General features: G+C 40.2%; 21 protein-coding genes and 1 other annotated feature. Of the genes, 11 read left to right on the top strand and 10 right to left on the bottom strand.

The window, feature by feature from the left end; all coding sequences use genetic code 11:
- Positions 1–280: 280 nt before the first annotated feature.
- Positions 281–1,255 (bottom strand): HTH-type transcriptional regulator CysB, encoded by a 975-nt coding sequence (gene cysB / locus M1E86_RS09915; RefSeq protein ID WP_125893147.1) that lies wholly within the window; start codon positions 1,253–1,255, stop codon positions 281–283.
- Positions 1,256–1,571: 316 nt separating this feature from the next.
- Here cysB and M1E86_RS09920 point away from each other — a divergent pair, with 316 nt between their 5' ends.
- On the top strand, positions 1,572–3,605 hold the full coding sequence (locus tag M1E86_RS09920; RefSeq protein ID WP_125893145.1) for a M13 family metallopeptidase: 2,034 nt from the start codon (positions 1,572–1,574) through the stop codon (positions 3,603–3,605).
- Positions 3,606–3,925: 320 nt separating this feature from the next.
- Here M1E86_RS09920 and sodC read toward each other — a convergent pair whose 3' ends face one another.
- From sodC to topA, 4 genes are all read right to left on the bottom strand, one after another.
- Positions 3,926–4,450 (bottom strand): superoxide dismutase family protein, encoded by a 525-nt coding sequence (sodC, locus tag M1E86_RS09925; protein ID WP_213912687.1) that lies wholly within the window; start codon positions 4,448–4,450, stop codon positions 3,926–3,928.
- A 220-nt stretch (positions 4,451–4,670) separates the two neighbouring features.
- Complete coding sequence (locus M1E86_RS09930; protein WP_413776230.1) at positions 4,671–5,153, bottom strand: type II toxin-antitoxin system death-on-curing family toxin; 483 nt, start codon at positions 5,151–5,153, stop codon at positions 4,671–4,673.
- Between the two features lie 5 nt (positions 5,154–5,158).
- The gene (locus M1E86_RS09935) at positions 5,159–5,338 is read right to left on the bottom strand and encodes a hypothetical protein (protein WP_198641116.1); all 180 of its coding nucleotides are present in this window, start codon (positions 5,336–5,338) and stop codon (positions 5,159–5,161) included.
- 176 nt (positions 5,339–5,514) lie between these two features.
- The gene (gene topA / locus M1E86_RS09940; RefSeq protein ID WP_125893141.1) at positions 5,515–8,121 is read right to left on the bottom strand and encodes a type I DNA topoisomerase; all 2,607 of its coding nucleotides are present in this window, start codon (positions 8,119–8,121) and stop codon (positions 5,515–5,517) included.
- Positions 8,122–8,411: 290 nt separating this feature from the next.
- On the opposite strand from topA, the gene M1E86_RS09945 reads away from it, so the two are divergent.
- The gene (locus M1E86_RS09945) at positions 8,412–8,669 is read left to right on the top strand and encodes a DUF2498 family protein (protein ID WP_102138622.1); all 258 of its coding nucleotides are present in this window, start codon (positions 8,412–8,414) and stop codon (positions 8,667–8,669) included.
- Between the two features lie 96 nt (positions 8,670–8,765).
- Here the strand turns inward: M1E86_RS09945 and sohB are convergent, their stop codons facing one another.
- A complete protein-coding gene (sohB, locus tag M1E86_RS09950; RefSeq protein ID WP_125893139.1) occupies positions 8,766–9,812 on the bottom strand; it encodes a protease SohB in 1,047 nt (348 codons plus the stop codon).
- 178 nt (positions 9,813–9,990) lie between these two features.
- Between sohB and M1E86_RS09955 the strand changes: the two genes are divergently transcribed.
- From M1E86_RS09955 to M1E86_RS09965, 3 genes are all read left to right on the top strand, one after another.
- Complete coding sequence (locus M1E86_RS09955; RefSeq protein ID WP_125893137.1) at positions 9,991–10,755, top strand: YciK family oxidoreductase; 765 nt, start codon at positions 9,991–9,993, stop codon at positions 10,753–10,755.
- Between the two features lie 6 nt (positions 10,756–10,761).
- Positions 10,762–11,352 (top strand): cob(I)yrinic acid a,c-diamide adenosyltransferase, encoded by a 591-nt coding sequence (gene cobO / locus M1E86_RS09960; protein ID WP_213912685.1) that lies wholly within the window; start codon positions 10,762–10,764, stop codon positions 11,350–11,352.
- 546 nt (positions 11,353–11,898) lie between these two features.
- The gene (locus M1E86_RS09965) at positions 11,899–14,046 is read left to right on the top strand and encodes a filamentous hemagglutinin N-terminal domain-containing protein (RefSeq protein ID WP_213912684.1); all 2,148 of its coding nucleotides are present in this window, start codon (positions 11,899–11,901) and stop codon (positions 14,044–14,046) included.
- 60 nt (positions 14,047–14,106) lie between these two features.
- On the opposite strand, the gene aphA is transcribed toward M1E86_RS09965, so the two are convergent.
- The 4 genes from aphA to rnm form a co-directional block, all read right to left on the bottom strand.
- On the bottom strand, positions 14,107–14,820 hold the full coding sequence (gene aphA, locus M1E86_RS09970) for an acid phosphatase AphA (RefSeq protein ID WP_213912683.1): 714 nt from the start codon (positions 14,818–14,820) through the stop codon (positions 14,107–14,109).
- Between the two features lie 399 nt (positions 14,821–15,219).
- Positions 15,220–16,137 (bottom strand): 23S rRNA pseudouridine(2605) synthase RluB, encoded by a 918-nt coding sequence (gene rluB / locus M1E86_RS09975; protein ID WP_185746927.1) that lies wholly within the window; start codon positions 16,135–16,137, stop codon positions 15,220–15,222.
- Between the two features lie 200 nt (positions 16,138–16,337).
- Complete coding sequence (locus M1E86_RS09980; RefSeq protein ID WP_125893127.1) at positions 16,338–16,958, bottom strand: L-threonylcarbamoyladenylate synthase; 621 nt, start codon at positions 16,956–16,958, stop codon at positions 16,338–16,340.
- 149 nt (positions 16,959–17,107) lie between these two features.
- Entirely contained in the window at positions 17,108–17,980 is an 873-nt protein-coding gene (rnm, locus tag M1E86_RS09985; RefSeq protein ID WP_213912838.1) for an RNase RNM, read from the bottom strand.
- A 162-nt stretch (positions 17,981–18,142) separates the two neighbouring features.
- Positions 18,143–18,244, top strand: a sequence feature (Trp leader region).
- A gap of 26 nt (positions 18,245–18,270) precedes the next feature.
- On the opposite strand from rnm, the gene M1E86_RS09990 reads away from it, so the two are divergent.
- From M1E86_RS09990 to trpA, 6 genes are all read left to right on the top strand, one after another.
- Entirely contained in the window at positions 18,271–19,845 is a 1,575-nt protein-coding gene (locus M1E86_RS09990; RefSeq protein ID WP_213912682.1) for an anthranilate synthase component 1, read from the top strand.
- Complete coding sequence (locus tag M1E86_RS09995) at positions 19,845–20,456, top strand: glutamine amidotransferase-related protein (RefSeq protein WP_125893123.1); 612 nt, start codon at positions 19,845–19,847, stop codon at positions 20,454–20,456. Before M1E86_RS09990 ends, M1E86_RS09995 begins: the two co-directional genes overlap by 1 nt.
- A 21-nt stretch (positions 20,457–20,477) precedes the next feature.
- Entirely contained in the window at positions 20,478–21,479 is a 1,002-nt protein-coding gene (gene trpD / locus M1E86_RS10000; RefSeq protein WP_125893121.1) for an anthranilate phosphoribosyltransferase, read from the top strand.
- Position 21,480: 1 nt separating this feature from the next.
- Entirely contained in the window at positions 21,481–22,857 is a 1,377-nt protein-coding gene (trpCF, locus tag M1E86_RS10005; RefSeq protein ID WP_213912681.1) for a bifunctional indole-3-glycerol-phosphate synthase TrpC/phosphoribosylanthranilate isomerase TrpF, read from the top strand.
- Between the two features lie 62 nt (positions 22,858–22,919).
- Positions 22,920–24,110, top strand: coding sequence for a tryptophan synthase subunit beta (trpB, locus tag M1E86_RS10010; RefSeq protein ID WP_213912680.1), 1,191 nt, complete (start codon positions 22,920–22,922; stop codon positions 24,108–24,110).
- Positions 24,110–24,916 carry a tryptophan synthase subunit alpha gene (gene trpA / locus M1E86_RS10015; RefSeq protein ID WP_125893115.1) on the top strand — a complete coding sequence of 269 codons (807 nt, stop codon included), beginning with the start codon at positions 24,110–24,112 and terminating at the stop codon, positions 24,914–24,916. The genes trpB and trpA overlap by 1 nt, the downstream gene beginning before the upstream one ends.
- The last annotated feature ends 94 nt before the right edge of the window (positions 24,917–25,010 follow it).

Genomic DNA, 25,010 nt, shown 5'->3' on the forward strand with positions numbered 1-25,010 from the left:
GTTTTTATGGCTATGGCAATATGTGTATTTACCACCATTATTTTTTGTTAACCAATTGTAATCATAGTTGCTCTAGAGATTTGATTTATAGATTTTGTGCCAAATATTGAAATTTTCTCTATTAATAATAGGAAATTTGAGATAAGAAGGGAAATAAACCAGAAAATAAGTTTATTCAAATTACGCGATACCCGACTGGTGTGTTGACAATAAAAACCCCAGAAATACAGTCACTAGGGTTTTTATTGATACGTTCGGGCAAAACAGAAGTATAAAAAAATTATATGATAGGTAATTTCATATCTTTGAAGAATTCTTCAATTTCTTCATTGTTACGAATGGCAACGGCTTTATCAACGACATCTCGCGTTAAATGAGGTGCGAAGCGCCACATAAAATCATACATATAACTGCGTAAGAAACTGGTGCGTTTAAAACCAATCTTGGTTGTGCTGTAGCTGAATTTATCACGCATATCAATCACAACTAAATCGCTATCACTCACCGGGTCAACGGCCATACTCGCAATAATACCAATCCCTAGCCCTAATCTAACATAGGTTTTGATCACGTCGGCATCGGTTGCAGTAAAAATAATTTTGGGCTCAAGGCCAATCTTCTGAAATGCTACATCTAATTCTGAACGACCAGTAAACCCATGGGTATAGGTTACAATTTGATATTCAGCGATATCTTCAATAGTGACATTTTTTTTCTCCGCAAGTGGATGGCCTTTTTGCACAACCACACAGCGATTCCAATGGTAGCATGGCAACATAATCAAATCGTTATAAAGGTGTAATGCTTCGGTTGCTATCGCAAAATCACTGTTACCTTTGCAAACTTCTTCAGCGATTTGCGTTGGTGACCCCTGCTGCATGTGTAATGAAACCTGTGGGTAACGTTCAATAAAGCCTTTGATTGTCGGAGGTAAAGCATAGCGTGCTTGTGTATGTGTCGTGGCAATACTCAAGCTGCCTCTATCTGGATAAGTATGTTCCCCTGCAACCGAGCGGATCGCTTCTATTTTTGATAACACTTCGCGAGAGATCCGCACGACTTCTTCCCCTGCAGGGGTAACGTGCGTTAAGTGTTTACCACTGCGTGCAAAAATTTGGATCCCCAACTCATCTTCAAGCATCCGCACTTGTTTACTGATACCGGGCTGCGATGTAAAAAGCCCCTCAGCAGTTGAGGAGACATTCAAGTCATGGTTAACCACTTCAACAATATAACGTAATTGCTGCAATTTCATATTTCAGTCTACCTCATACATGAATAATGTGCTTTTGCTATCTATAGCTAAAGAATATTAAATATAACTAAAAGTTATGATGGGTTTGTTTGATATAACAAATATAACATCATTATCATAAGAATAAACAGTATGATGATAAAATTTCATCTAAATGCTATTCACAACGGTGAAAGGCGGTAAGATTCTGCAAAGACGGATTAACTTTATTTCATTATGTGGTTCAATAAGTGAAATGAATTTTGCAAGACCCTCACTGCAAGGTTTAACGTATTAGAAGTGGATATCGTAATTCTCAACGAAGAGAGGTGGTTACATGCGTTTGAATGTTTTGGCTTTGCTAATAGGTATGTCAACGATTTCTTTTGCCCCTACGCTATTGGCGAAAGAAGTCACTTATGGACAACAAAAAATTGTTTTATCTGATGTAATTGAACCCGGAAATGATTTTTATCGTTATGTTAATGACGATTGGATAAATAAAGCGCAAATTCCTACCGGTATGCCACGCATTAACTCTTTTGTGGAGTTATATTTAAACACAGAAAAACAAATTCAATCAATTGTTGACCAACTACAGCAGATCCCTGAAAACAAACTCACTCATAATCAACGAAATATTCGAAATTTATACCTCAGTTACCTGAATGAAAAAGCTATCGAGCAAGCGGGTATTGCCCCAATAAAATCTGATTTAGATGCCATTACTAACGCTAAAGACCATAATGATATTAGCAAGTTAATGACCCAACCAGACTATAAATCACTGATTTCTTATTGGGTTGACTTAGATGCCAAAGCACCTGATACCTATGTACTTTATATCGGCCAAGGTGGTCTAGGCCTGCCTAATCGTACTTATTACCTCGATAACACACCACAAATGGAAGATATTCGAAAAAGTTATATTGCTTATATCGCTACCATGTTAAAGCTGGCGGGTGAAAAAGATGTGACACAAAAAGCACAGAAAATTTTTGATTTAGAAAAAGCGATTGCAACTGTACACTGGAGCCCTGAGGCGCGCCGTGACACCATCAAAAATTACCATGCAATGACCTTAGCTGAAATGAAAAACCATACCCAAGGATTTGATTGGGATAATTTTATTACTAGCCGCAAGTTAACAGATAAACAACTTGCAAAAGTGGTCGTTGAAACCGACAGCGCAGTGGAACAAACTGCAAAAATTTTTGCAGAAACTCCCGTCTCAACACTAAAAGATTACTTAACCTTTCAATACATTAGTGAACACGCGCGTTATTTAAACCAAACTATAGCTGATGCGCAGTTTGATTTTTATTCGAAGAAACTTAATGGTATTGAAAAACAACGCACCCGCCAAGAACGCGCTTTGCAAACCGTTAACTCTCTCCAAGGTGAACCGTTAGGTCAAATTTACGTCGAACAATATTTCGACCCACAAGCGAAAGAAAAAATTAAAGATTTGGTGAGCTATGTGAGAGGAACATTTAATTCACGCTTAAAAGTTAATGACTGGATGGATGAGCCGACTCGCCAAGAAGCCCTTAAAAAATTGGAACAATTCACCGTTAAAGTGGGTTATCCAGATCAATGGAATGATTTCAGTGCAATTAACCTTAAGCCAGATTCATTATTAGATAATTATAAGCAAGTTTTAGCTTGGTCATATGATGATATGATTGGTAAAATTGGTCAGCCGGTTCGTCAATGGGAATGGGGTATGACACCACAGACAGTTAATGCCTATTTCAACCCTGTTCAAAACGAAATTGTGTTCCCCGCTGCGATTTTACAAGCCCCTTTCTTTGACCCTAATGTTGACCCAGCCTATAACTACGGCGCAATCGGTGCTGTAATCGGCCACGAAATGGGCCATGGTTTTGACGACCAAGGCAGTTTATATGACGGAACCGGGCAGTTACGTAATTGGTGGAGTGAAAGCGCTAAAACCCACTTTAAAGAGAAGACCGCTAAGCTTGTTGAGCAATATAACGGATTTACTGTTGATGGCTTAAAGGTGAACGGTGAACTTACATTAGGGGAGAATATTGGTGACCTTGGCGGGTTAAATATTGCCTTAAGCGCTTATAAACAATTCGCCAAAGAAAACTATCCAAATGGTGAGGCTCCAATTATTGACGGAACAACTGGGTTACAACGTTTCTTCATTGCTTGGGCTCGTACATGGCAAGAACTGTCAAATAAAGAATCTGAACGCAATAAGATTATGACGGACCCTCATAGCCCTAACCAATTCCGCGCAAATGGCGTAGTACGCAATATTGATGACTGGTACGAAACATTCGATGTTGATAAAAATAGCGATCTGTATTTGGCGCCAGAGCAACGTATTCGTATTTGGTAATTTATCAATGACATAAAGAAGGCTCGAAATTTAGCGTGAGCCTTCTTTTTATGACTAGGCATTAAGCGGCGCTGAGCCCTAGGAGCATACATCAGTATGTAATTAACATTAGTAAGTCCAGATAACAATTCTGCTGTTTAAATCATATTCTAATCAATGCAATACTGTCTTTTAAACTACTTTATAATCAATACAATACGCTAAATAGTTCAAGTTGTGGCTAGGCAGCAAGCGGCGCTAAGCCCTAGGAGCATACATAAGTATGTGACTAGGGTTAGCAAGCGCAGCTAACAACGCCACAGCTTGAAATATGACGCGTATTATTTGATGACGCCGCAGGCCATTCTTGCCCCACCGCCGCCTAACGCCTCTGGGGTATCAGAATAGTTATCTCCACCCACATGCACCATCAATGCGCGCTCTTGAACATCTTTGAGTGATTTTAAACGTGGCGCTAGTACCGCATAATTGGAATTACCTTGGCTATCAGCAACTAAGCCGGGTAAATCGCCTAAATGCCCTGTGTTATCATAAGGGCCTTTGTGGACACCTGTTTTAGCTGGGTCTAAATGGCCACCTGCTTTTAGTGCAGGTACCGATTTACCATCTTTCTCTGCGGGTTCGCAACTTGGGTTCTCATGAATATGAAACCCATGAATGCCTGCTTGTAGGCCCGTTAATTTTGGCGTAAATAGTAATCCATATTCTGTTTCTGAGATAACAACCTCACCTATTGCTTTACCATCACCTGTTGGGGTTGCTTCTTTTAATACAACAGTAGATTGAGCAGCGTATGCTGTCCCCGCTGTCAATAATGCAGCCAGTAAACACATTTTTAACTTCATTTTGCCTCCGGTGGATAACTTTTATCTATCATTCCATCGACTTACCTAAATATTTTATCAAGGTAAAGATTATTACTGCCAATTGATAACCACAATAACTCTATCTTAAGTTAACACAAATTAGTTATCACTTTGGTGCTACATTTGAGTTTAGTTAAAAATTGGCGGCTATATCACAGTGAGCGATAAGAAATAAAGGAAATGACAATATAACAGTAGGTTATTCACCGATAGGTATTGATATGAAATTGACAAGTCCGTTGGGTTGACACAGTTGCCTTGAATCAAACTCTCTCGACCAATAACATAGCCAATTTTCAAGATCTTCAAGTGAATAATCTTTTATCGCTAAACCCGAAGCCATGTTTACAATATCATCTTCTGGTGCGGTTAATTCATACCCATTTAATAATAAAAAAATATAACCTGCCATCATTGCTGTCCGTTTATTCGCATTTGCAAAAGAATGGTTTTGGATAAGACTTTCAATTAACACAGAAGATAAAACAAACATATCATCAGTCTGTTGATAGTACCTAACTTGGCTGGGTCTAGACTGGGAGGAATTGAGATTATTAAAATTGAGGATTTCTATAGGCTCATTAGGAGTTTGTCGTTCTATCAATACCCTATTAATATTTACCAAATCATCAACAGATAAATAATTAATACCTTCAACAAACTCCCCTTGGATGCGTATCACTCTCACTATACCTTAGCAAGTTTTTCCATTGCTTTTTCATAGCGAATGAAACCAAAATCAAAAGCATTTTTGACTTGGACTTCATGTGAACATTGCTCGCTAATTGCTGGTTTAGGCGCAGCAATTTTACTTTTGTCACGAGCAGGTATCAATAAGCGATTAGGCTTTTGTAATGCGTGACCCATTTTTATAACCTCTATTAAATCAATTCACTATAAAAACAAAGATAATACTATCAGAACATAATGTAAGGTAACTCATACTAAGTCAACTTATTTCATTACAGCGTATTTTACTAGTTAATAAAAAAGCCAATCAAATTAAGTGATTGGCTTTTTTTCTTGAAAACAAAAGAGAACTATTACTTCTCTTTTACTTCCCACTTACCGTCAACGTAGAATGCACTCCACCCCGTTGCTTTGCCGTTTTTCTCTGAAGAAACATATTGTTGCTTCGTTTTACGACTAAAACGGACGATAGTTGGGTTACCTTCGCCATCTTCAGCTGGTGCTTCAGCTAAATAAGCGAACTTTTTAGGTAAACGGTCTTTAAAGCGCTGTAATTCTGCCACTAATGGCGCACGTGTTTCTCGTGATTTAGGGAATGTATTCGCCGCAAGGAAAACGCCAGCAGCCCCATCACGTAACACAAAATACGCATCAGATTTTTCACATGGAAGTTCTGGCAATGGCACTGGATCTTCTTTCGGTGGTGCAACTTCACCACTTCGTAAGATTTTACGCGTATTTTTACACTCTTCGTTGGTGCAACCCATGTACTTACCAAAACGCCCCATTTTCAGGTGCATTTCTGAACCACACTTGTCACACTCAATGACCGGGCCGTCATACCCTTTAATACGGAACTCGCCTTCTTCGATTTCATAACCTTCACACGCAGGGTTATTACCACAAACATGTAATTTACGGCCATTATCAATCAAATAGCTGTCCATCGCTGTCCCGCATTTTGGACAGCGACGTTTGGCTCTTAATGCGTTAGTTTCCGCATCATCCCCTTCAAGAACATTAAGGACTTCGTCTTCAGGGATAAGGTTAATCGTTTTTTTACAACGCTCTTTGGGTGGTAATGCGTAACCAGAGCAACCTAAAAATACCCCGGTTGATGCGGTACGAATACCCATATGGCGCTCACAATCAGGGCAAGTGATTGAGGTAATTACCATTGGGTTGGTGCGCATTCCCCCTTCCTCTGGCTCTTTTTCAGCAATATCTAGCTGCTTACTAAAATCAGAGAAGAATTCATCTAATACAGCTTTCCACTCAGCATCATGATTAGCCACGTGGTCAAGCTGGTCTTCCATGCGCGCAGTAAAATCGTAGTTCATCAGGTCGTTAAAGTTTTCCTCTAAACGATCGGTGACGATTTCACCCATTTTTTCTGCATAGAAACGACGGTTTTCAACTTTGACATAACCTCTGTCTTGGATCGTCGAAATAATCGCTGCATATGTTGAAGGACGGCCAATACCACGCTTTTCTAACTCTTTAACTAAGGACGCTTCACTAAAACGTGCCGGCGGCTTAGTAAAGTGTTGGCTAGGCAATAGCTCAACCAGAGACAACTCCGCACCAACTTGTATTGGTGGCAGCGTTTTGTCTTCATCATTTTTACGCAGTGCAGGCATGACTTTCGTCCAACCATCGAAGCGCAGAGTACGCCCTTTGGCTTTTAGTTCAAAATCCCCTGCTTTGACTGTTAAGGTTGTTGAATCATATTTCGCAGGTGTCATTTGACAAGCCACAAACTGATTCCAAATTAATTGATACAACCTTTTCGCGTCGTTCTCCATGTCTTTTAGTGACTCAGGTAAAACATCGACACTAGATGGACGAATGGCTTCGTGCGCTTCTTGCGAATTGTCTTTACTACTATAAACATTGGCATCTTTTGGCAGGTATTTAGCGCCAAAATTATCATTAATATAACCACGAACCATGTCGAGTGCATCTTGACTCAAATTTGTTGAGTCAGTACGCATATAGGTGATGTAACCCGCCTCATAAAGACGCTGAGCCATCATCATGGTTTTTTTCACGCCGAAGCCTAAACGGGTACTGGCAGCTTGTTGTAGCGTTGACGTGATATACGGAGCGCTCGGTTTGCTGGATGTCGGTCTATCTTCACGGTCAACAACCGCAAAACGGGCATTTTCCAGTAATTTAACCGCCGCCTCTGTTTGCGCTTTATTGACTGGCTTAAATGCCTTACCACCTTGTGACGTGACTTCCATACGTAAGTTAGCGATATCTTTATCGGCTAAGTCGGCATGCAGTTCCCAATATTCTTCAGGAACGAAAGCTTTAATTTCCCGTTCACGTTCAACTATCAGTTTTACTGCAACTGATTGAACGCGACCAGCAGATAAGCCACGAGCCACTTTCTTCCACAACAGTGGAGAAACCATGTAACCCACAACTCGGTCCATAAAACGACGCGCTTGTTGTGCGTTAACTCTATCTATATTTAATTCCCCAGGGCTATCAAATGCCTGAGTGATCGCATTTTTAGTGATCTCATTAAATACAACACGACTAAAACGAGAATCGTCTCCACCTATCACTTCGCGTAAATGCCACGCAATGGCTTCCCCTTCGCGGTCCAAGTCCGTTGCGAGGTAGATGTGTTCTGCATCCTCCGCCAGTGATTTAAGTTCAGAAACTACTTTCTCTTTACCAGGTAGAATTTGATAATTCGCTTTCCAACCCTGATAAGGGTCAATCCCCATGCGCTTAACTAATGCATCACGCGGATCTTTTTTTACTTTCTTTGTTTTGTCGGTAGATGAGCCTGTACTCTTTTGTGAGCCGGTTTGTGAACCAGAGCCGCTTTTCGGCAGATCACGAATGTGGCCAACGCTGCTTTTTACAACGTAGCCACTGCCAAGATACTTATTAATCGTTTTGGCCTTTGCCGGGGACTCCACTATAACAAGAGCTTTACCCATATTTACCTTTACCTAAATATCAATAATGGCGCATTTCTACATTAAAATGCGCAAAATGAGGATCTCTTTTTTATATTGCGACACAATCACAATATATCAATATATTTTTAAACAATTATTTGTGTTGAAACAAAACTTATAAACTCAATCACGTTATTCTAAAAGGCACAAAGAGTCTTCTAGTTGACTGATTTTAACCATATAAAGATGTTTAACCACAATTGAAAACCACACACTCTACCTGATAAAATGCTAGAAGCAACCAATTATTTTTTCAAGGAAACCAACGTATGCAAGACAGTTTACCATTCATCACAAAGAAAGAGTTACTTGAAAAAGCTAATGATATCATAAAGAAACATGATGATTACATCCATGGTATGTTTGTTGATACCGTTGAGCAACATCGAGGTACACTGGTATTTAAAGGCGAGTTCTTCTTGGATGAGAACAATATTCCCACTTTAAAAAGTACAGCTGCTTTTAATATGTACAAACACCTTGCTCATGTACTATCAGAACAATACCAATTGAGTGATAATAACTAGTTAACACGTTTGCTCTTTATATAAAAATTACCGGCTAACAAGCCGGTAATTTAATAGTAGATTTAAAAACGCTTATTCGCTAGGCGAAACTCAAAGTTACAAGAGTGGTTTTTGTCCGCGTTGCCACCAGCGCAATAATAAGTTATCCACGCTCTTTGCCGCGCTTCCCATAAACTTATCCATCATTTTTTTACTTAATACATAACGAATGCTCACTATTTCCTTAGTATCAATCGCATTAATAATAAAATCATCACTCACACCAATATTATCCACAAGTCCTTTATCAAGCGCCTGTGAACCATACCAATACTCCCCTGTTGCCACTGCGGAAATGTCTAAGGATGGGCGGTTTTGATGAACAAATTGTTTAAATAATTCATGTGTTGAATTTAAATCTTCGACAAACTTCTTACGACCTTGCTCCGTATTCTCACCTAACATGGTCAATGTTCGTTTGTATTCACCCGCAGTATGAAGTTCAACATCAACATCATGTTTTTTTAATAACCGATGAATGTTCGGAATTTGAGCGACAACGCCGATCGAACCAATAATGGCAAATGGCGCTGCAATAATTTTATCTGCAATGCAAGCCATCATGTATCCGCCACTCGCCGCAACTTTATCGACAGCAATAGTCAGCGGGATATTTTTTTCTTTGATCCTTAATAATTGTGAAGCCGCTAAACCATACCCATGAACCATTCCTCCAGGGCTTTCAAGTCTTAGCAATACCTCATCTTGTTGGTCAGCAACTGCAAGAATGGCACTGATTTCCTCACGTAAAGACGTGACTTCACGGGCATCCATGCTACCTTTGAAGTCTAATACATATAAACAAGGCTTTTTAACCCCTGTCTGGCCTAATTTAGCCCCTGTTTTCTCACTTTTTGATTTTGCTTTCTGCTGTTTTTTAAATGCCTTCAACCACGCTTTATGTTCTGGTTCATTCATTTTAATTTGTTGCATTTGGCGTTGGCGCTCACGATAACTTTCACCTAAGTCTGTGATTTTCAAAGCACCTTTTGTCCCTTGTCGACGCATGCCTGCACCAAACACAAAAACAGCTAGCAAAACTATCGCCACCAAAATTGTGACGACTTTTGCTAAAAATAGCCCATATAATGAGAAATACTCCACAATCTGATCCTTTTGATGTTTATCTTAAATATAAAAATAATCTCACGATTACGCGCAAACAACCAGAAAAAAACAGAGTTAGCGCGACAAACTTCGTTAATAACTATGTTAGATTAGCCAATTATCACAATCAGTGCGATGATAACCTTACATACTAATCACAATAGTAGGAAAGAATATGCTCCAATATCAGCCTAGACAAGACCTATTGAAAGGTAAAACGATCCTCGTAACGGGTGCCGGTGATGGCATTGGCCGTGAAGCAGCCCTCACTTATGCGCGCTATGGTGCATCACTTATCCTTGTTGGTCGAACACAGCATAAATTACAATCCGTGAGTGATGAAATAACCGCTTTTGGTGGAAAAACTGCACCGTACTTTACGCTAGATTTATTAACTGCAACGATTGATGACTGCCACGCACTCGCCTCGCAAGTTACCTCTATTGCACCTTATCTGGATGGCGTTTTGCACAATGCTGGAATACTTGGTGTGGTTGCCCCTATCACTGAGCAGCCTAGTGACCTATGGCATGATGTTATGCAAATAAATGTTAATGCTACGTTTATGCTAACTCAAGCTTTACTCCCTCTATTGCTCAAAGCACCTAATGCCTCTTTAATCTTTACCAGTTCAAGCGTAGGTAAACAAGGTCGCGCGGGTTGGGGAGCCTATGCCGTCTCCAAATTTGCAACTGAAGGTTTAATGCAAGTATTATCCGAAGAATACAAGCAGAGCAATCTTCGAGTAAACTGTATTAATCCAGGCGGCACACGAACCTCAATGCGAGCAAGTGCATTCCCTGACGAAGATCCTCTTAAGTTAAAAACCCCTACTGATATCATGCCTATTTATATCTATTTAATGGGTGATGATAGCCTGCGTAAAACAGGGGGAAGCTATGATGCTCAACCAGGGCGAAAACCGGGTGCTGCGGAGTAAAAAACAATGTCTCAAAGCCGACACGAAGAACGCCAGCAACGTTTAAAAGAAAAAGTGGATGCCCGAATTGAAGCTGCACAAATTGAACGGGGTATCGTGATTGTCTTTACTGGAAATGGGAAAGGCAAAACAACCGCTGCTTTTGGCACAGTCTGCCGCGCGGTAGGTCATGGTAAAAAAACGGCCGTTGTTCAGTTTATTAAAGGTGGCTGGGATAATGGTGAACGTGAATTACTCGAACCTCAAGGGGTTCCCTTCTATGTTATGTCAACCGGGTTCACATGGGAAACTCAAAACAAAGAAACAGACACCCTTGCCTGTATGGAAACATGGCAGCACGCCAAGCAATTGTTAAGCGATCCTCAGTACGATTTAGTCATTTTAGATGAGCTAACCTACATGGTGAGTTATCATTACCTCGTTTTAGCAGAAGTGCTCCAAGCATTGCAAAGCCGCCCTGCCAATCAATCTGTCGTGATCACCGGCAGAGGTTGCCACCGAGACTTAATTGAGTTAGCCGATACAGTAACAGAAATGCGCCCTGTGAAACATGCGTTTGATATTGGAATTAAAGCTCAAAAAGGGATTGATTGGTAATAATCCGATAATAGAGTGCAATAGTAATATTTTTATTATTGCACTTATGAACTATTCGCTAATTATAAGTTAACTATACTATTAGTTAACTTATAAAATTATTATTTAGCATTTATCATTAACAACACTAATTTAGCGTCCCCCCCAGATTGAAAATATTTTTTGGATGAGTGAGCTTTTTGCTAACTTTTATATATTAATTATCGAAATTATTTTATAAGGATTAAGAATAAATATAAAAATAATTAATGCTATTTGTTCCCTCTCCCTCGCAAATTAAAATGATTACGTATTGCTACGTGAGTAAAATCCACCTAACAGACTAAATCTGAGTAAAGTTAATACATTGATTAAAAAACAAATTAACCTATAACAGTAGATATTATTCCGCTTTTATTCAGTTTTAGTTAATTAACAATCAATAACGATATATTTACCCATGTTAACATTATTAATTTTATTTAGTTTTCTATTTAAGCATAATTAAACTGCAATAATGGATTGTTAGTTATCTTAGATTTTTCTATTTTATTTTAAGGGATATATATGAAAAACGTTCCAAATTCTCATTTAAGTTTCACCAGGTTGAAATTTAACCCCCTCTTTTTATGTGTTTCAATAATTGTTGGAACCACGACTATTGCTCAAGCAGAAATTACACCAACTAATGGTGCTGGTATATTAAATCAAGGTAATGGACCCACTGTCGTTTATATTAATAAACCAAGCCAAGCAGGTGTTTCCCATAATACCTATAGCCAATTTGATGTTGACCAAAAAGGCGTTATTTTAAATAACAGTGCAAAAAATTCTAATACCCTCATTGGCGGCAAAATTGGTGGCAATACCAATGTTGCCGGCGGGCGAGCTAAAGTTATCTTAAACGAAGTAAATTCAAATGCGGCAACCACATTAAATGGCATGATTGAGGTTGCCGGTGGCAAAGCACAAGTAATCGTTGCTAATGCATCCGGTGTTACATGTAACAACTGTGGCTTTATCAACACCAATCGTACAACATTGACAACCGGTAAAGTAGAGCTAGCAAATGATGGTTCCATTGCTAACTATAATGTGCAGCAAGGTAAAGTTGCTATCAATGGCTCATTAGATACCAATTCTCCGACTGATTTAATTGCGCGTTCAGTGGCTATTAATGGCATTATTGATACGCAGCGCCTTAATGTGATAGCAGGAAACAATCACGTCAATTCAACTGGGAAAGTGACGGGCACTGCTACTGCGATTGGAACAAAACCCATTGTTGGGATTGATGTTTCATCGATTGGTGGTATGTATGCCAATAAAATTTCTTTAATAGCGACTGAAACCGGTGTCGGTGTCAGTAATTTAGGGGATATCGGTACCTATAATGGCGCGATTTCTATTGATACCGCAGGAACGGTGAATAATACCAATGGTAATATGAATGCAGGAGGTGATATAGATATTAAAGCAGCAAGCCTTACCAATAACGGCCGTATTGCAGGTAATAAAAACGTCAATATCACTGTTGCAGGAATGGGAACGATTAATAACGATAATGGCGATATCACATCCTATAACAATGATATTAATCTAAGTACATTAGGGGCGCTAAGTAATAATCGTGGTTCAATAATTGCTCAACAGAATGTCAATACGCTTTCCGATTCATTTGTAAATGATAATGGCATAGTTCAGTCTACTAAAGGTGACATGAACATTCACTCCATGAATATAATTTACAACAGGGATAATCTCGCCAATCCAAATGATCCAGTAAAAGGGTTCAATGCCGGACGTGATATCACGATCAATGCCGTTCGTATTGTAAATGAAAACTCCAATATTACTGCAGGACGAGATAGCAAGATCAGCGCACAATCCGCGATTGATAACACATCAAATAGCAAAATCATTGCACAACGCCATGCAGACATCAGTACGATGAACTTAACGCAAACTAATTCTGAAATAAATGCCATTAATGGCCAGATGAATTTAGATGCATCGGTATCACTCACTAATGGGGGAACATCGACCATTCATAGTGGGCGATTGATGAATATCAATGCAAATCAACTCACTAACTCAGGAGAAATTATCTCGAATAATGGTAAATCCGTCATTATTACTAATTCAATGAACAATCGTTCTGGATACATTAAAGGAAATAATCTTACAATCAAGGCGCATAATATTGATAACCAAGCAGGTTTAATTAATGCTGAAAATAATCTCGACATTGAAACTAGTTATTTGAATAACAATAACAGTAATGACTTTAAACTTGTTAATGCTAAATTTGGCCTAACAGACCAAAATGGTGGCCTACAAACCAATAATGGCACGATAAAAGTTAAAGGTGATACGTTATACAATACCAATGGCTCTATTGCTGCAAATGTAAATAACAATGCAGCTGCGCGTAACGATGTTGATATTAATCTCAAAGCAGCACTCAATAATAATTATGGCCAAATTACAGCCGCTAATAACCAAAAGCTTGATGTAGGTTCATTAGAAAACTACTCTGGTAAAGTGATAGCCGGTAAAAACCTAACTATTGACTCAAAAAACCGTATTAATAACCAATATGGGGTCTTAAGTTCTACTAATACCACGAAAATTACCAGTCCTATCGTCACTAATGGGACAACTGGAAGCATTTCAGGTAATCGAGTGATTATTGATTCTGCGATCACTAACTAAAATTGGTAACGATTAAAAAGGAGGTCGTTTGACCTCCTCTTCATTCGACTCATGACAGAATTAATATTCTGAATTAATCACAACTTCTTCACCAAAGCGCCCTGCTTTTGGTAATGGTTGGTAAGAAGAGTTTGCAGCGCGTAAAATACGGACACCGCGAATACCTAACTCATGTGCTGCTGCGATATCGGCATCAGCATCACCATAATAGATGGTAAGTTTGTGATCGCGCATCCAGCTTACTTTATTATTTTGGCCTGGCTCATCACCCGCAAAAATGACAGGTTGCATTTTATCTGCCGGTATTGCTAAACCTTCCTGAACGTATTTAGTGACTGTTTCAGTTTTGGTTTTCGTACGGCCAGTGATGAAATAGACAGTATCACCGCGGTCTAAGTGCATTTTGACTAAATCAATACCCACTTGTTTTGGCATACTGAATTTATCCCACTCATTATTCATTTTTTCCCAAAATTGTTGATTTTTGAGATAGCTAAAATCGTTAGGTGAGAACTCTAATTTACCACGGTAAAAGCCTGGACTCGAAAATAACACCGTATCATCGATATCAAATCCAACAGCCATCGGGGCTTTCCCTTCTAGGCTTTGTTTAATTTGTTCGATAGAAACCCAGTTAACAGGCTGCTGTTGAGCAAGTTCAACAACGGTAACGCCAGGGCTTACGGTTTCTGGCATCGGAATTTTAGCATGAGACGTCGCGGTAAAACTTAATGCCAATGCAATCGCACTCAAAGTCAGTGTTATTTTTTTCATGTTTTGTCCTTATTCAAGTTTATCCACTTAAACCATTCTTTATTTATCTGGATAAACTGGGTAAGTAATAGGTCTATCTGTAAATTTGTCTTTATTATCAGTTAGCAACCCAGTATTTTGTGAGTCACATCCCACAAGAAGGGTCATACTAAGACTTTTAATTACATTAAAATGAGATGAGCATCTCATATATATTATCTTTTATTGATAGGTTTCATCATAATGTGAACTAGACCATTAAATTTCTTATTATTAATAAGGCTATGTTCAACTCAATCATTACCCTAAGGTCATTTCTCTCATATAAAAGCGAATATATTTTAATAGACAATACATTAGATAAAAAAACGCTGAGGGAGATGGTCTCAGCGTGTTTAATATTAGAGAATTACAATCAGTCTAGATGCGAGTGCGACGTTTCGCTGTTGGTCTTGATGACTGACGTTTTGATGCAGGACGTGATGCGACTTGTGTATGGCGTTTTACCGCACGGCGAATTTGGTTCGCTTTAATACGACGTTGGTCACGCTCAACTGCAACCTTACTTTCCGTTTCTACCGGCAATTCCACCAGCTCACGAAGATAGTTAGTTTGCGCTAAACCAAGCTCCGTCCATCCTCCACGAGGTAAACCTTTTGGTAAATCAATATCGCCATAACGCACACGGATTAAACGGCTGACTTGGACACCAACGGATTCCCAAAGGCGACGAACTTCGCGGTTACGCCCTTCAGTTAAAGTGACGTTAAACCATTGGTTCATTCCTTCTCCACCACGGTAAGACACCGTTTTAAACGAAGCAGGGCCATCTTCCAGTTGTACGCCATTGATTAGCTGTCGAATTTTTGCATCATTAATTTCGCCAAACACGCGCACTGCATATTCACGTTCAACTTCACGACTAGGGTGCATTAAACGATTCGCTAGTTCACCATCTGTCGTGAATAATAATAAGCCACTTGTGTTAACATCTAAACGGCCAACAGCAATCCAGCGTGCTCCCGTTAACCGTGGTAAACGATTAAAAACAGTTGGGCGCCCCTCAGGATCATGACGTGTACATAATTCACCTTCAGGCTTGTAATAAGCCATGACACGGCAGATTTCCTTTTCAGCTTCTTTGATCGCTAATAAACGGCCATCCAAACGAATTTTTGTTGCGGGTGTAACTTCAACACGGTCTCCTAGTGTAGCAATTTTGCCATCAACACTAATGCGACCCGCTTGCAGGAATGTTTCGATTTCTCGACGAGAACCATGCCCAGAACGAGCAAGGATTTTTTGTAATTTTTCAGTTTTTTGCGGTTTTACGCTCATGTAACCCTCTGCTGTCGCCTTCACAGGCGTCAAATACCTTTTTGGTGCGTGATTTTTACCGCACCAAAAAGCAATGAATTTGAAAACCCGCGCATTATACACAGGTTTGTCCTGAACCCCTATTACTTATCTGTATATCGCACTTTCAATACAATATTATTTAATTCAGTACTGAACCTTAGACTTTCCAATAGTGATATTTACTCAAAAGGTGTTGGATCCCCAGTTCCGACTCGCGCCACAACCGGTGTATCATCAGTAAAGTCAATCACCGTTGTCGGCTTTTGCCCAATATAACCACCGTGGATCACTAAATCGACTTGTTTATCAAGTAAATCACGAATTTCTTCAGGGTCTGATTGCGTGAAGTCATCACCCGGCATAATCAAGCTGGTTGACATCAACGGTTCGCCAACCGCTTCGAGTAAATCCCGAGCAATCGGGTTCGACGGCACACGCAAACCTATGGTTTTCCGTTTTTCATTCATTAAGCGCCGGGGAACCTCTTTTGTTGCCCGTAAAATAAAGGTGTAATTACCTGGCGTATTATTTTTAATTAAACGAAAAACGGTGTTATCAACATGTGCGTAGTTCGATAATTCAGAGAGATCTCTACACATTAATGTGAAATTATGGTTAGCATCTAGCTGACGGATACGACAGATACGCTGCAGAGCATCTTTGTCTTCTAAACGGCATCCAATGGCATACCCTGAATCTGTAGGGTAAACAATCACACCGCCTTTATTCAGAATTTCAACACTCTGGCTAATAAGTCTTGCTTGAGGGTTATCCGGATGGACATAAAAAAACTGGCTCATACATACCTCTAATTTTTGGGTATCGACAGCATCATCCGGCAAAAATACCTATAAATGCTACTATCTCTTAATTCTATGAGATGACCTACTCAGAATAAATCATCACTTATAATAATTATTTTACACCGCATTATTAATACATCAATTGATTAGCTACTTTTTACCGCATTCCAAAGCGTCCAAACTGCATTATCATCGTTAGGCAGCCATAAGTTTCGGCCAAGTTCTATCCAAGAGCATGGTCGATGAAAATCTGAACCAACGGATGTATGTAAGCTAGCATTATTGGCTAATTCAGCTAAGTATTGTTTTTCATTTGGGGGTTGCTGGCAATGAGAAACTTCCATGGCATCACCTTCACACTGTTTAAAATACGCAACTAACCGTTTTAGCCATTTATTGGATAGTTGATACTTAGCAGGATGCGCCAATACCGCAACACCGCCTGCTGCATGGATTGCGTCAATGGAGGCTTGAATTGTGCACCACTTCGCAGGGACATATCCTGTTTTCCCTTTTGATAAATAGCGCTTAAACACGTTATTAATGGTTTTTTCTTTTCCTATTTGCACGATATATTGTGCAAAATGTGCCCGTGTTACCTGCCCGCCACCAGAAATGCACTGTGCGTTCTCCCACGCATCATCAATGCCTGCTTTTTGTAATCGCCTGCCCATCTCAATACCACGTTCGAAACGACGCTCAGATTGCTCTTTTAACAATCCAACCATAGCTGGATGCGAAGGAGAAAAATTTAATCCCACAATATGTATTTCAATATTTTCCCAAAGCGTCGAAATTTCAACACCATTGATGAGCTCAATTGGCCTTTCATTTTCAGTAAGATAGCGGCGGGCCTCAAGTACCCCCTCACAAGTATCGTGATCGGTAATTGCTAAAATATTAACCCCTTTTTCAATCGCGCGTTCGATTAACGCGGCAGGAGTGAGTTCACCATCCGAGGCAGTCGTATGGCTATGCAAATCATAACGAGTCACTAATGGCGTCGAGGTTGTCGACATATTGATATCTTCTCCAATTTCCATGAAAAACTATTTTCCTAATAAATTAACAAAGTCCTTGACATAAATATCATGATCCAGTTAACTAGTACGCAAGATAACTAAAACCGAAAATAATCAATTTATCCAGTGAGGCATACAATGACTTTATTTAACTTATCAAATCGTTGGTGGCGTGACTTCCCAAATTGGGCGGAAGCCGCACGCGCATAGTTATTGTATGTTTCAGTGCTAAACCCGCCCTTCCTCGGCGGGTTTTTTAATGTCAAAAATTAATGTAAGGCAACAAAATGAACGAACAAAGCACCACATTAGCACATTTTACGTATCTGGATAGCCCAATTAATTATCAGCCTGATCCAACATTATTATTTAATCATCTGTGTCATCAAGTTCCATCAACAATGCTGTTGGAATCTGCTGAAATTAATAATAAAGCTAACTTACAAAGCTTGCTTGTTGTCAACAGTGCGCTGCGTATTCGTGCTTTTGGTCAAAAAGTTGAAATCGAAGCGTTAACGCCAAATGGCCAGGCTTTACTGCCAAAACTGTTAGCGCAATTAATAGATTTAATCGCACATCATAACCTGCAAGAAAATAGCTTAACGGTAACCTTTAGCCCGCCAGCAACAGATTTAGACGAAGACAGTCGTCTAAAGGCGGCATCTTGTTTGGATGTTTTGCGTGCGCTACCCGCGCTCGCGCAAACTTATTCAACAAAACCTGAAAATATGTTTGTTAGTGGGCTATTTGCTTACGATTTAGTCGCCAGTTTTGAAGATTTACCCAGCGTTAATACCGTTAATCAGTGCCCTGACTATTGTTTTTTTGTTGCTGAACATTATTTAGTGATCGACCATCAAAATCAGGCTGCTCGGCTAAAAAGTGTCTTATTTACGCAAAATGAGCAAAATGTCGAAACTGTGAAGCAACGTCACTCACAAATTATTACTTCGTGCCGGCCTTTCTTACCGGCGCTTCCTTTAGCAACGGCGCCCGATTTTTCTGTATCGATAAACAAAAATGACCAAGAATATGGGGAGGTTGTTACCTCATTAAAAGAAGCCATATACCGCGGTGATATATTTCAGGTTGTCCCCTCTCGTAAATTTACGATGCCGTGCTCGCATCCTTTGATTGCGTACCAAAAACTCAAAGCACAAAACCCAAGTCCTTATATGTTCTACATGCAAGATGACGCATTCACACTTTTTGGCGCTTCGCCTGAAAGTGCTCTCAAATATGCGACAGAAAACCGCAAGGTGGAAATTTACCCAATCGCTGGAACTCGCCCTCGAGGCCGTAATGCACAAGGTGAATTAGACCTTGATTTAGATAGCCGAATTGAGCTTTCCATGCGCTCAGATGAAAAAGAGCTTGCTGAACACATTATGTTAGTTGACCTAGCACGCAACGATTTAGCCCGTATTTGTGAAGCGGGTAGCCGTTACGTTGCCAATCTAACTAAGGTTGATCGCTACTCTTTCGTGATGCATTTAGTTTCTCATGTCGTAGGAACATTACGCCAAGATTTAGATGTTTTTCATGCATATCAAGCCTGTATGAATATGGGGACTTTAACGGGGGCACCAAAGGTCAAAGCAATGCAGCTGATTGCGCAATATGAACAAGAGCGCCGCGGATCATACGGCGGAGCCGTAGGATATTTTCAAGGAAATGGTGATTTTGATACCTGCATCGTCATTCGTTCTGCTTACGTAGAAAATGGCATTGCCACTGTACAAGCGGGAGGTGGCGTCGTTCTAGACTCAGTCCCTCAAGCCGAAGCCGATGAGACCCGTAATAAAGCACGTGCAGTGATCCGCGCAATTGCCCAAGCACACCAAGTTAAGGAGTTATTCTAATGGCCAACATTTTACTGCTCGATAACGTTGACTCCTTTACTTATAACCTTGTAGACCAACTGCGTGCAGGTGGCCATAACGTGGTTATTTACCGCAACACCGTCAATGTAGAACACATTTTATCTGTATTAGAACAAATGGTTTCACCAATTTTAGTCTTATCGCCCGGTCCAGGAAAACCGAGCGAAGCAGGTTCAATGCCAGAAGTTTTAATGCGAGTAAAAGGCAAAATTCCTGTTATCGGTATTTGTTTAGGCCACCAAGCTATCGTAGAAGCCTATGGTGGAACCGTCTCTGCCGCTGGTGAAATTTTGCATGGTAAGTCATCAATCGCCACACATGATGGTTTAGCCATGTTTAACCATCTTGAAAACCCAATATCCGTGGCTCGTTACCACTCCCTAGTTGGTAGCCAAATTCCAGAAAGCTTGACCATTTGTGCCCAGTCAAATGGCATGGTCATGGCTGTTCGTAGTGATAGCGATAGAGTATGTGGATTCCAGTTTCATCCTGAATCCATTTTAACAACGCAAGGTAAACAGTTGTTAGAAAACACCGTGGCATGGGCTCTTTCTACTCCCAATGCAATCGAATCCTCTCATTCGCACTAACGGAAGACTAAAGAGCCAATTATGCAAAATATTTATGATAAATTATTTAAAGCGCAACCGCTGACTCAGCAAGAAAGCCAGTTCTTATTTAATGCCATCATTCAAGGTGAATTGACAGAGCCTCAGTTAGCAGCAGTATTAATCAGCATGAAAATGCGTGGTGAACAACCGCAAGAAATTGCGGGTGCTGCTCTAGCTTGTTTAGAAAATGCGCAACCCTTTCCTCGTCCTGACTACTCATTCAGTGATATTGTTGGCACGGGAGGTGATGGCGCAAATAGTATCAATATTTCAACAGCGAGCGCATTCGTTGCTGCGGAATGCGGTATTAAAGTCGCTAAACACGGTAATCGCAGTGTTTCGAGCCGTTCAGGATCTTCAGATTTACTTGCAGCTTTTGGTATCGCTCTAGATCTTAGCGCACAAAGTGCTCGTGACGCATTAGATGAACTTGGAGTTTGTTTCTTATTTGCACCGCAATATCACAGTGGGTTCCGCCATGCGGCCCCTGTACGTACTCAACTAAAAACTCGAACGTTATTTAATGTATTGGGGCCTTTAATTAATCCGGCTCGCCCTCCGATTGCCCTTATCGGTGTTTATCAAGCGTCATTGGTAAAACCCGTGTCTGAAACATTACAGATGCTTGGTTTTACCCGTGCTGCTGTGGTACACAGTGGGGGGATGGATGAAGTTTCATTACATGCAGTCACGCAAGTTGCTGAATTAAAAGATGGCAAAGTACAACATTACCAATTAACAGCAGATGATTTTGGGTTAGCACCATATCAATTACGTGACTTAGAAGGCGGTACACCAGATGAAAACCGCCTATTACTTAGCCATTTACTTCAAGGCCATGGGCAAGCCGCTCACGAAGCCGCGGTTGCGGCCAATGTTGCCATGTTGATGCGTATTAATGGCCATGAAGATTTAAAACAAAACAGCGAGCATGCACTCGCAATCATTCGTAGCGGTAAAGCATTTGACCGCGTTACAGCACTCGCGGCAAGGAACCAATAAAATGAAAGCGACTGTCTTACAAAAAATTGTTGATGATAAAGTTGACTATTTAATTGAACGCAAAACCAAGCAACCGTTAGAGAGCTTTATTGATGATATTCAGCCTAGTCAGCGTAGCTTCTATCACGCTCTAAGCGCAAAACGCCCTGTTTTCATTTTAGAGTGCAAAAAAGCATCTCCGTCAAAGGGCTTGCTGCGTGCAGACTTCGACCCTGCTATGATAGCCAAGGCATATGCACCTTATGCCAGCGCCATCTCAGTTCTCACAGATGAAAAATATTTTCAAGGCAAAATGGATTACCTGACGATTGTCAGTAATACCGTAACACAACCCGTGTTGTGCAAAGATTTTATTATTGACCCATACCAAATCTATCTCGCACGTTACTATCAAGCGGATGCTATCTTACTGATGTTATCTGTCTTAGATGATGATGAATATATAGCATTAGCTGAAGTTGCTCATCAACTGAGTATGGGAATTTTAACAGAAGTCAGTAATGAAGAAGAATTAGAGAGAGCGATTCAGTTAAAAGCCAAGGTTGTTGGCATCAATAACCGTGATTTACGTGACCTTTCTATTGATTTAAATCGAACTCGTGAACTCGCGCCTCGCTTAGCTGAAGATACCATCGTAATTAGTGAGTCGGGGATCAATTTACATCAGCATATCCAATCACTTAGAAAATTTGCAAATGGATTTTTAATTGGCAGTGCCCTAATGGAGCAAGCCAACCTAGATAAAGCTATTCATCGCCTATTAGTTGGAGAGCATAAAGTCTGTGGTTTGACCCGCGAACAAGATGCAAAAGCCGCATTTGAAGCAGGCGCATACTACGGCGGGTTAATTTTTGCTGAAACCTCCCCCCGAAAAGTGACGCTGTCACGGGCGAAAAATATCATTCATGCCGCGCCTTTAAAATATGTCGGTGTTTTCCGTAATCAGTCCGCTGACTTTGTTGCCCATATCGCTAAGCAGCTTGCGTTATCTGCTGTGCAATTACATGGCGATGAAGATATTTCTTATATCAATACGTTAAGAACATTTCTACCAAGCTACTGTGAAGTTTGGAAAGCACTCGATATGTCACGAACGACTTTAAATGACTACGACACACAAGGTATTGATGTGTTACTACTGGATAATGGCTCCGGTGGAACTGGCAAAACCTTCGATTGGTCAACTGCCCCCTCGTCCACAACACAGAAATTAATGATAGCTGGCGGGCTTACCCTTGATAACTGCCTAGACGCGGCAAAGTTACTGTGCAACGGATTAGACTTTAATTCAGGGGTTGAAATTGAACCGGGTATAAAAAGCGAACAAAAAATAAATTTGGTGTTATCAGCGTTGTTAGCCGAATCAACGGCTCACTAATACACAACGAAAGATAAAACTCCAACACCAATTAATGTAACTTAAAAAATGGACAATAAATAATGAGCAAATTAGATCCGTATTTTGGCGAGTTTGGTGGGCAATATGTCCCAGAAATTCTTATTCCTGCATTAAACCAATTAGAAGACGCGTTTATCGACGCACAGAATGATGATGAATTTATTCGTGAGTTTCACGACTTACTAAAAAACTATGCAGGTCGCCCGACTGCGCTAACGTTATGTAAAAATCTAACCGCAGGTACAAAAACAAAACTCTATTTAAAGCGGGAAGATTTACTGCACGGCGGTGCCCATAAGACTAACCAAGTATTAGGCCAAGCACTACTGGCTAAGCGAATGGGAAAAACTGAAATTATTGCAGAAACAGGCGCTGGGCAACATGGGGTTGCGACAGCACTGGCTTGTGCATTACTGAACATGAAATGCCGTATCTATATGGGTGCCAAAGATGTAGAACGCCAGTCTCCCAATGTATTTCGCATGAAATTGATGGGCGCTGAAGTTATTCCTGTTCATAGTGGCTCGGCAACATTAAAAGATGCCTGTAATGAAGCATTAAGGGACTGGTCTGGCAGCTATGATAAAGCCCACTATTTATTAGGAACAGCGGCAGGTCCTCACCCATATCCAACAATTGTACGTGAATTCCAACGCATGATTGGTGACGAAGCAAAACAACAGATCCTCGAAAAAGAAGGCCGTTTGCCTGATGCTGTAGTAGCCTGTATTGGCGGTGGTTCAAATGCCATAGGTTTGTTTGCCTCTTTTATTCCAGAAGAAAATGTGAAATTAATTGGGGTTGAACCTGCTGGGTTAGGCATTGATTCAGGGCAACACGGTGCACCGTTAAAACATGGCCGTGTCGGGATTTATTTCGGTATGAAATCACCGATGATGCAAACCAGTGAAGGTCAAATTGAAGAGTCGTATTCCATCTCTGCAGGATTGGACTTTCCCTCTGTAGGGCCACAACACGCGCATTTAAACAGTATTGGTCGCGCTGAATATGTTTCTATTACCGATGATGAAGCCTTGAATGCGTTTAAATTATTATCACGTAAAGAAGGGATTATTCCTGCACTAGAATCGTCTCATGCACTGGCACATGCATTGAAAATGGCAGAGCAAGAACCCAACAAAGAACAATTATTAATCGTTAATTTGTCTGGTCGCGGTGATAAAGATATTTTTACAGTGCATGATATTTTAGCCAGCAAAGGAGAAATCTAATGGAACGCTACACACAACTTTTTGAACGTTTAGCTCATAATAACCAAGGCGCATTTGTTCCATTTGTCACTTTAGGTGACCCAGATGCTGAATTATCATTAAAAATTGTCGATGCTTTGATTGCTGGTGGTGCTGATGCATTAGAGATCGGTATTCCATTTTCTGACCCTCTGGCAGATGGTCCAACCATCCAAAATGCTAATTTACGTGCATTTAAAAGTGAAATCACCCCGACAATTTGTTTCGAATTACTCCGTCGAATTAGAGAAAAGCACCCTACTGTTCCTATTGGTTTATTAGTGTATGCAAATTTAGTCTTCACCAATGGTATCGAAAATTTTTATATTCGCTGCGAAAATGCAGGCGTTGACTCTGTACTCGTTGCAGATGTTCCTATGTCTGAATCAAAACTTTTTCGTGAAGCTGCATTAAAACACAGTATCGCCCCTATTTTTATTTGCCCACCAAATGCTGATGAAAAGTTACTCCAGCAAATTGGCGAACACAGCCAAGGTTATACTTATTTGTTATCTCGTGCTGGTGTGACGGGTACAGAAAAACGCGCTGAAATGCCTTTGACTCATTTAATAAGTCAATTAAACCAATATAAAGCAGCTCCTGCCTTGCAAGGTTTTGGAATATCAGAACCGGAACAAGTCAGAGAAGCCATTAAAAATGGTGCCGCTGGTGCGATTTCAGGTTCCGCTGTAGTTAAAATTATCGAAAATAACCTCAATCGACCTGATGTTATGCTTAAATCATTAACGGAGTTTGTTGAAAATATGAAAGCCGCAACACAAAGGTAGATGGACGAATAAAGAGTAATCAAGTCATATTCAAATTTAATGACTTGATTACTAAAATAAGATAATTATTTTTAAAATAGTCTACTTTGACTAT

It is taken from the genome of Providencia sp. PROV200 (assembly GCF_049901995.1).
Lineage (GTDB): Bacteria > Pseudomonadota > Gammaproteobacteria > Enterobacterales > Enterobacteriaceae > Providencia > Providencia rettgeri_E.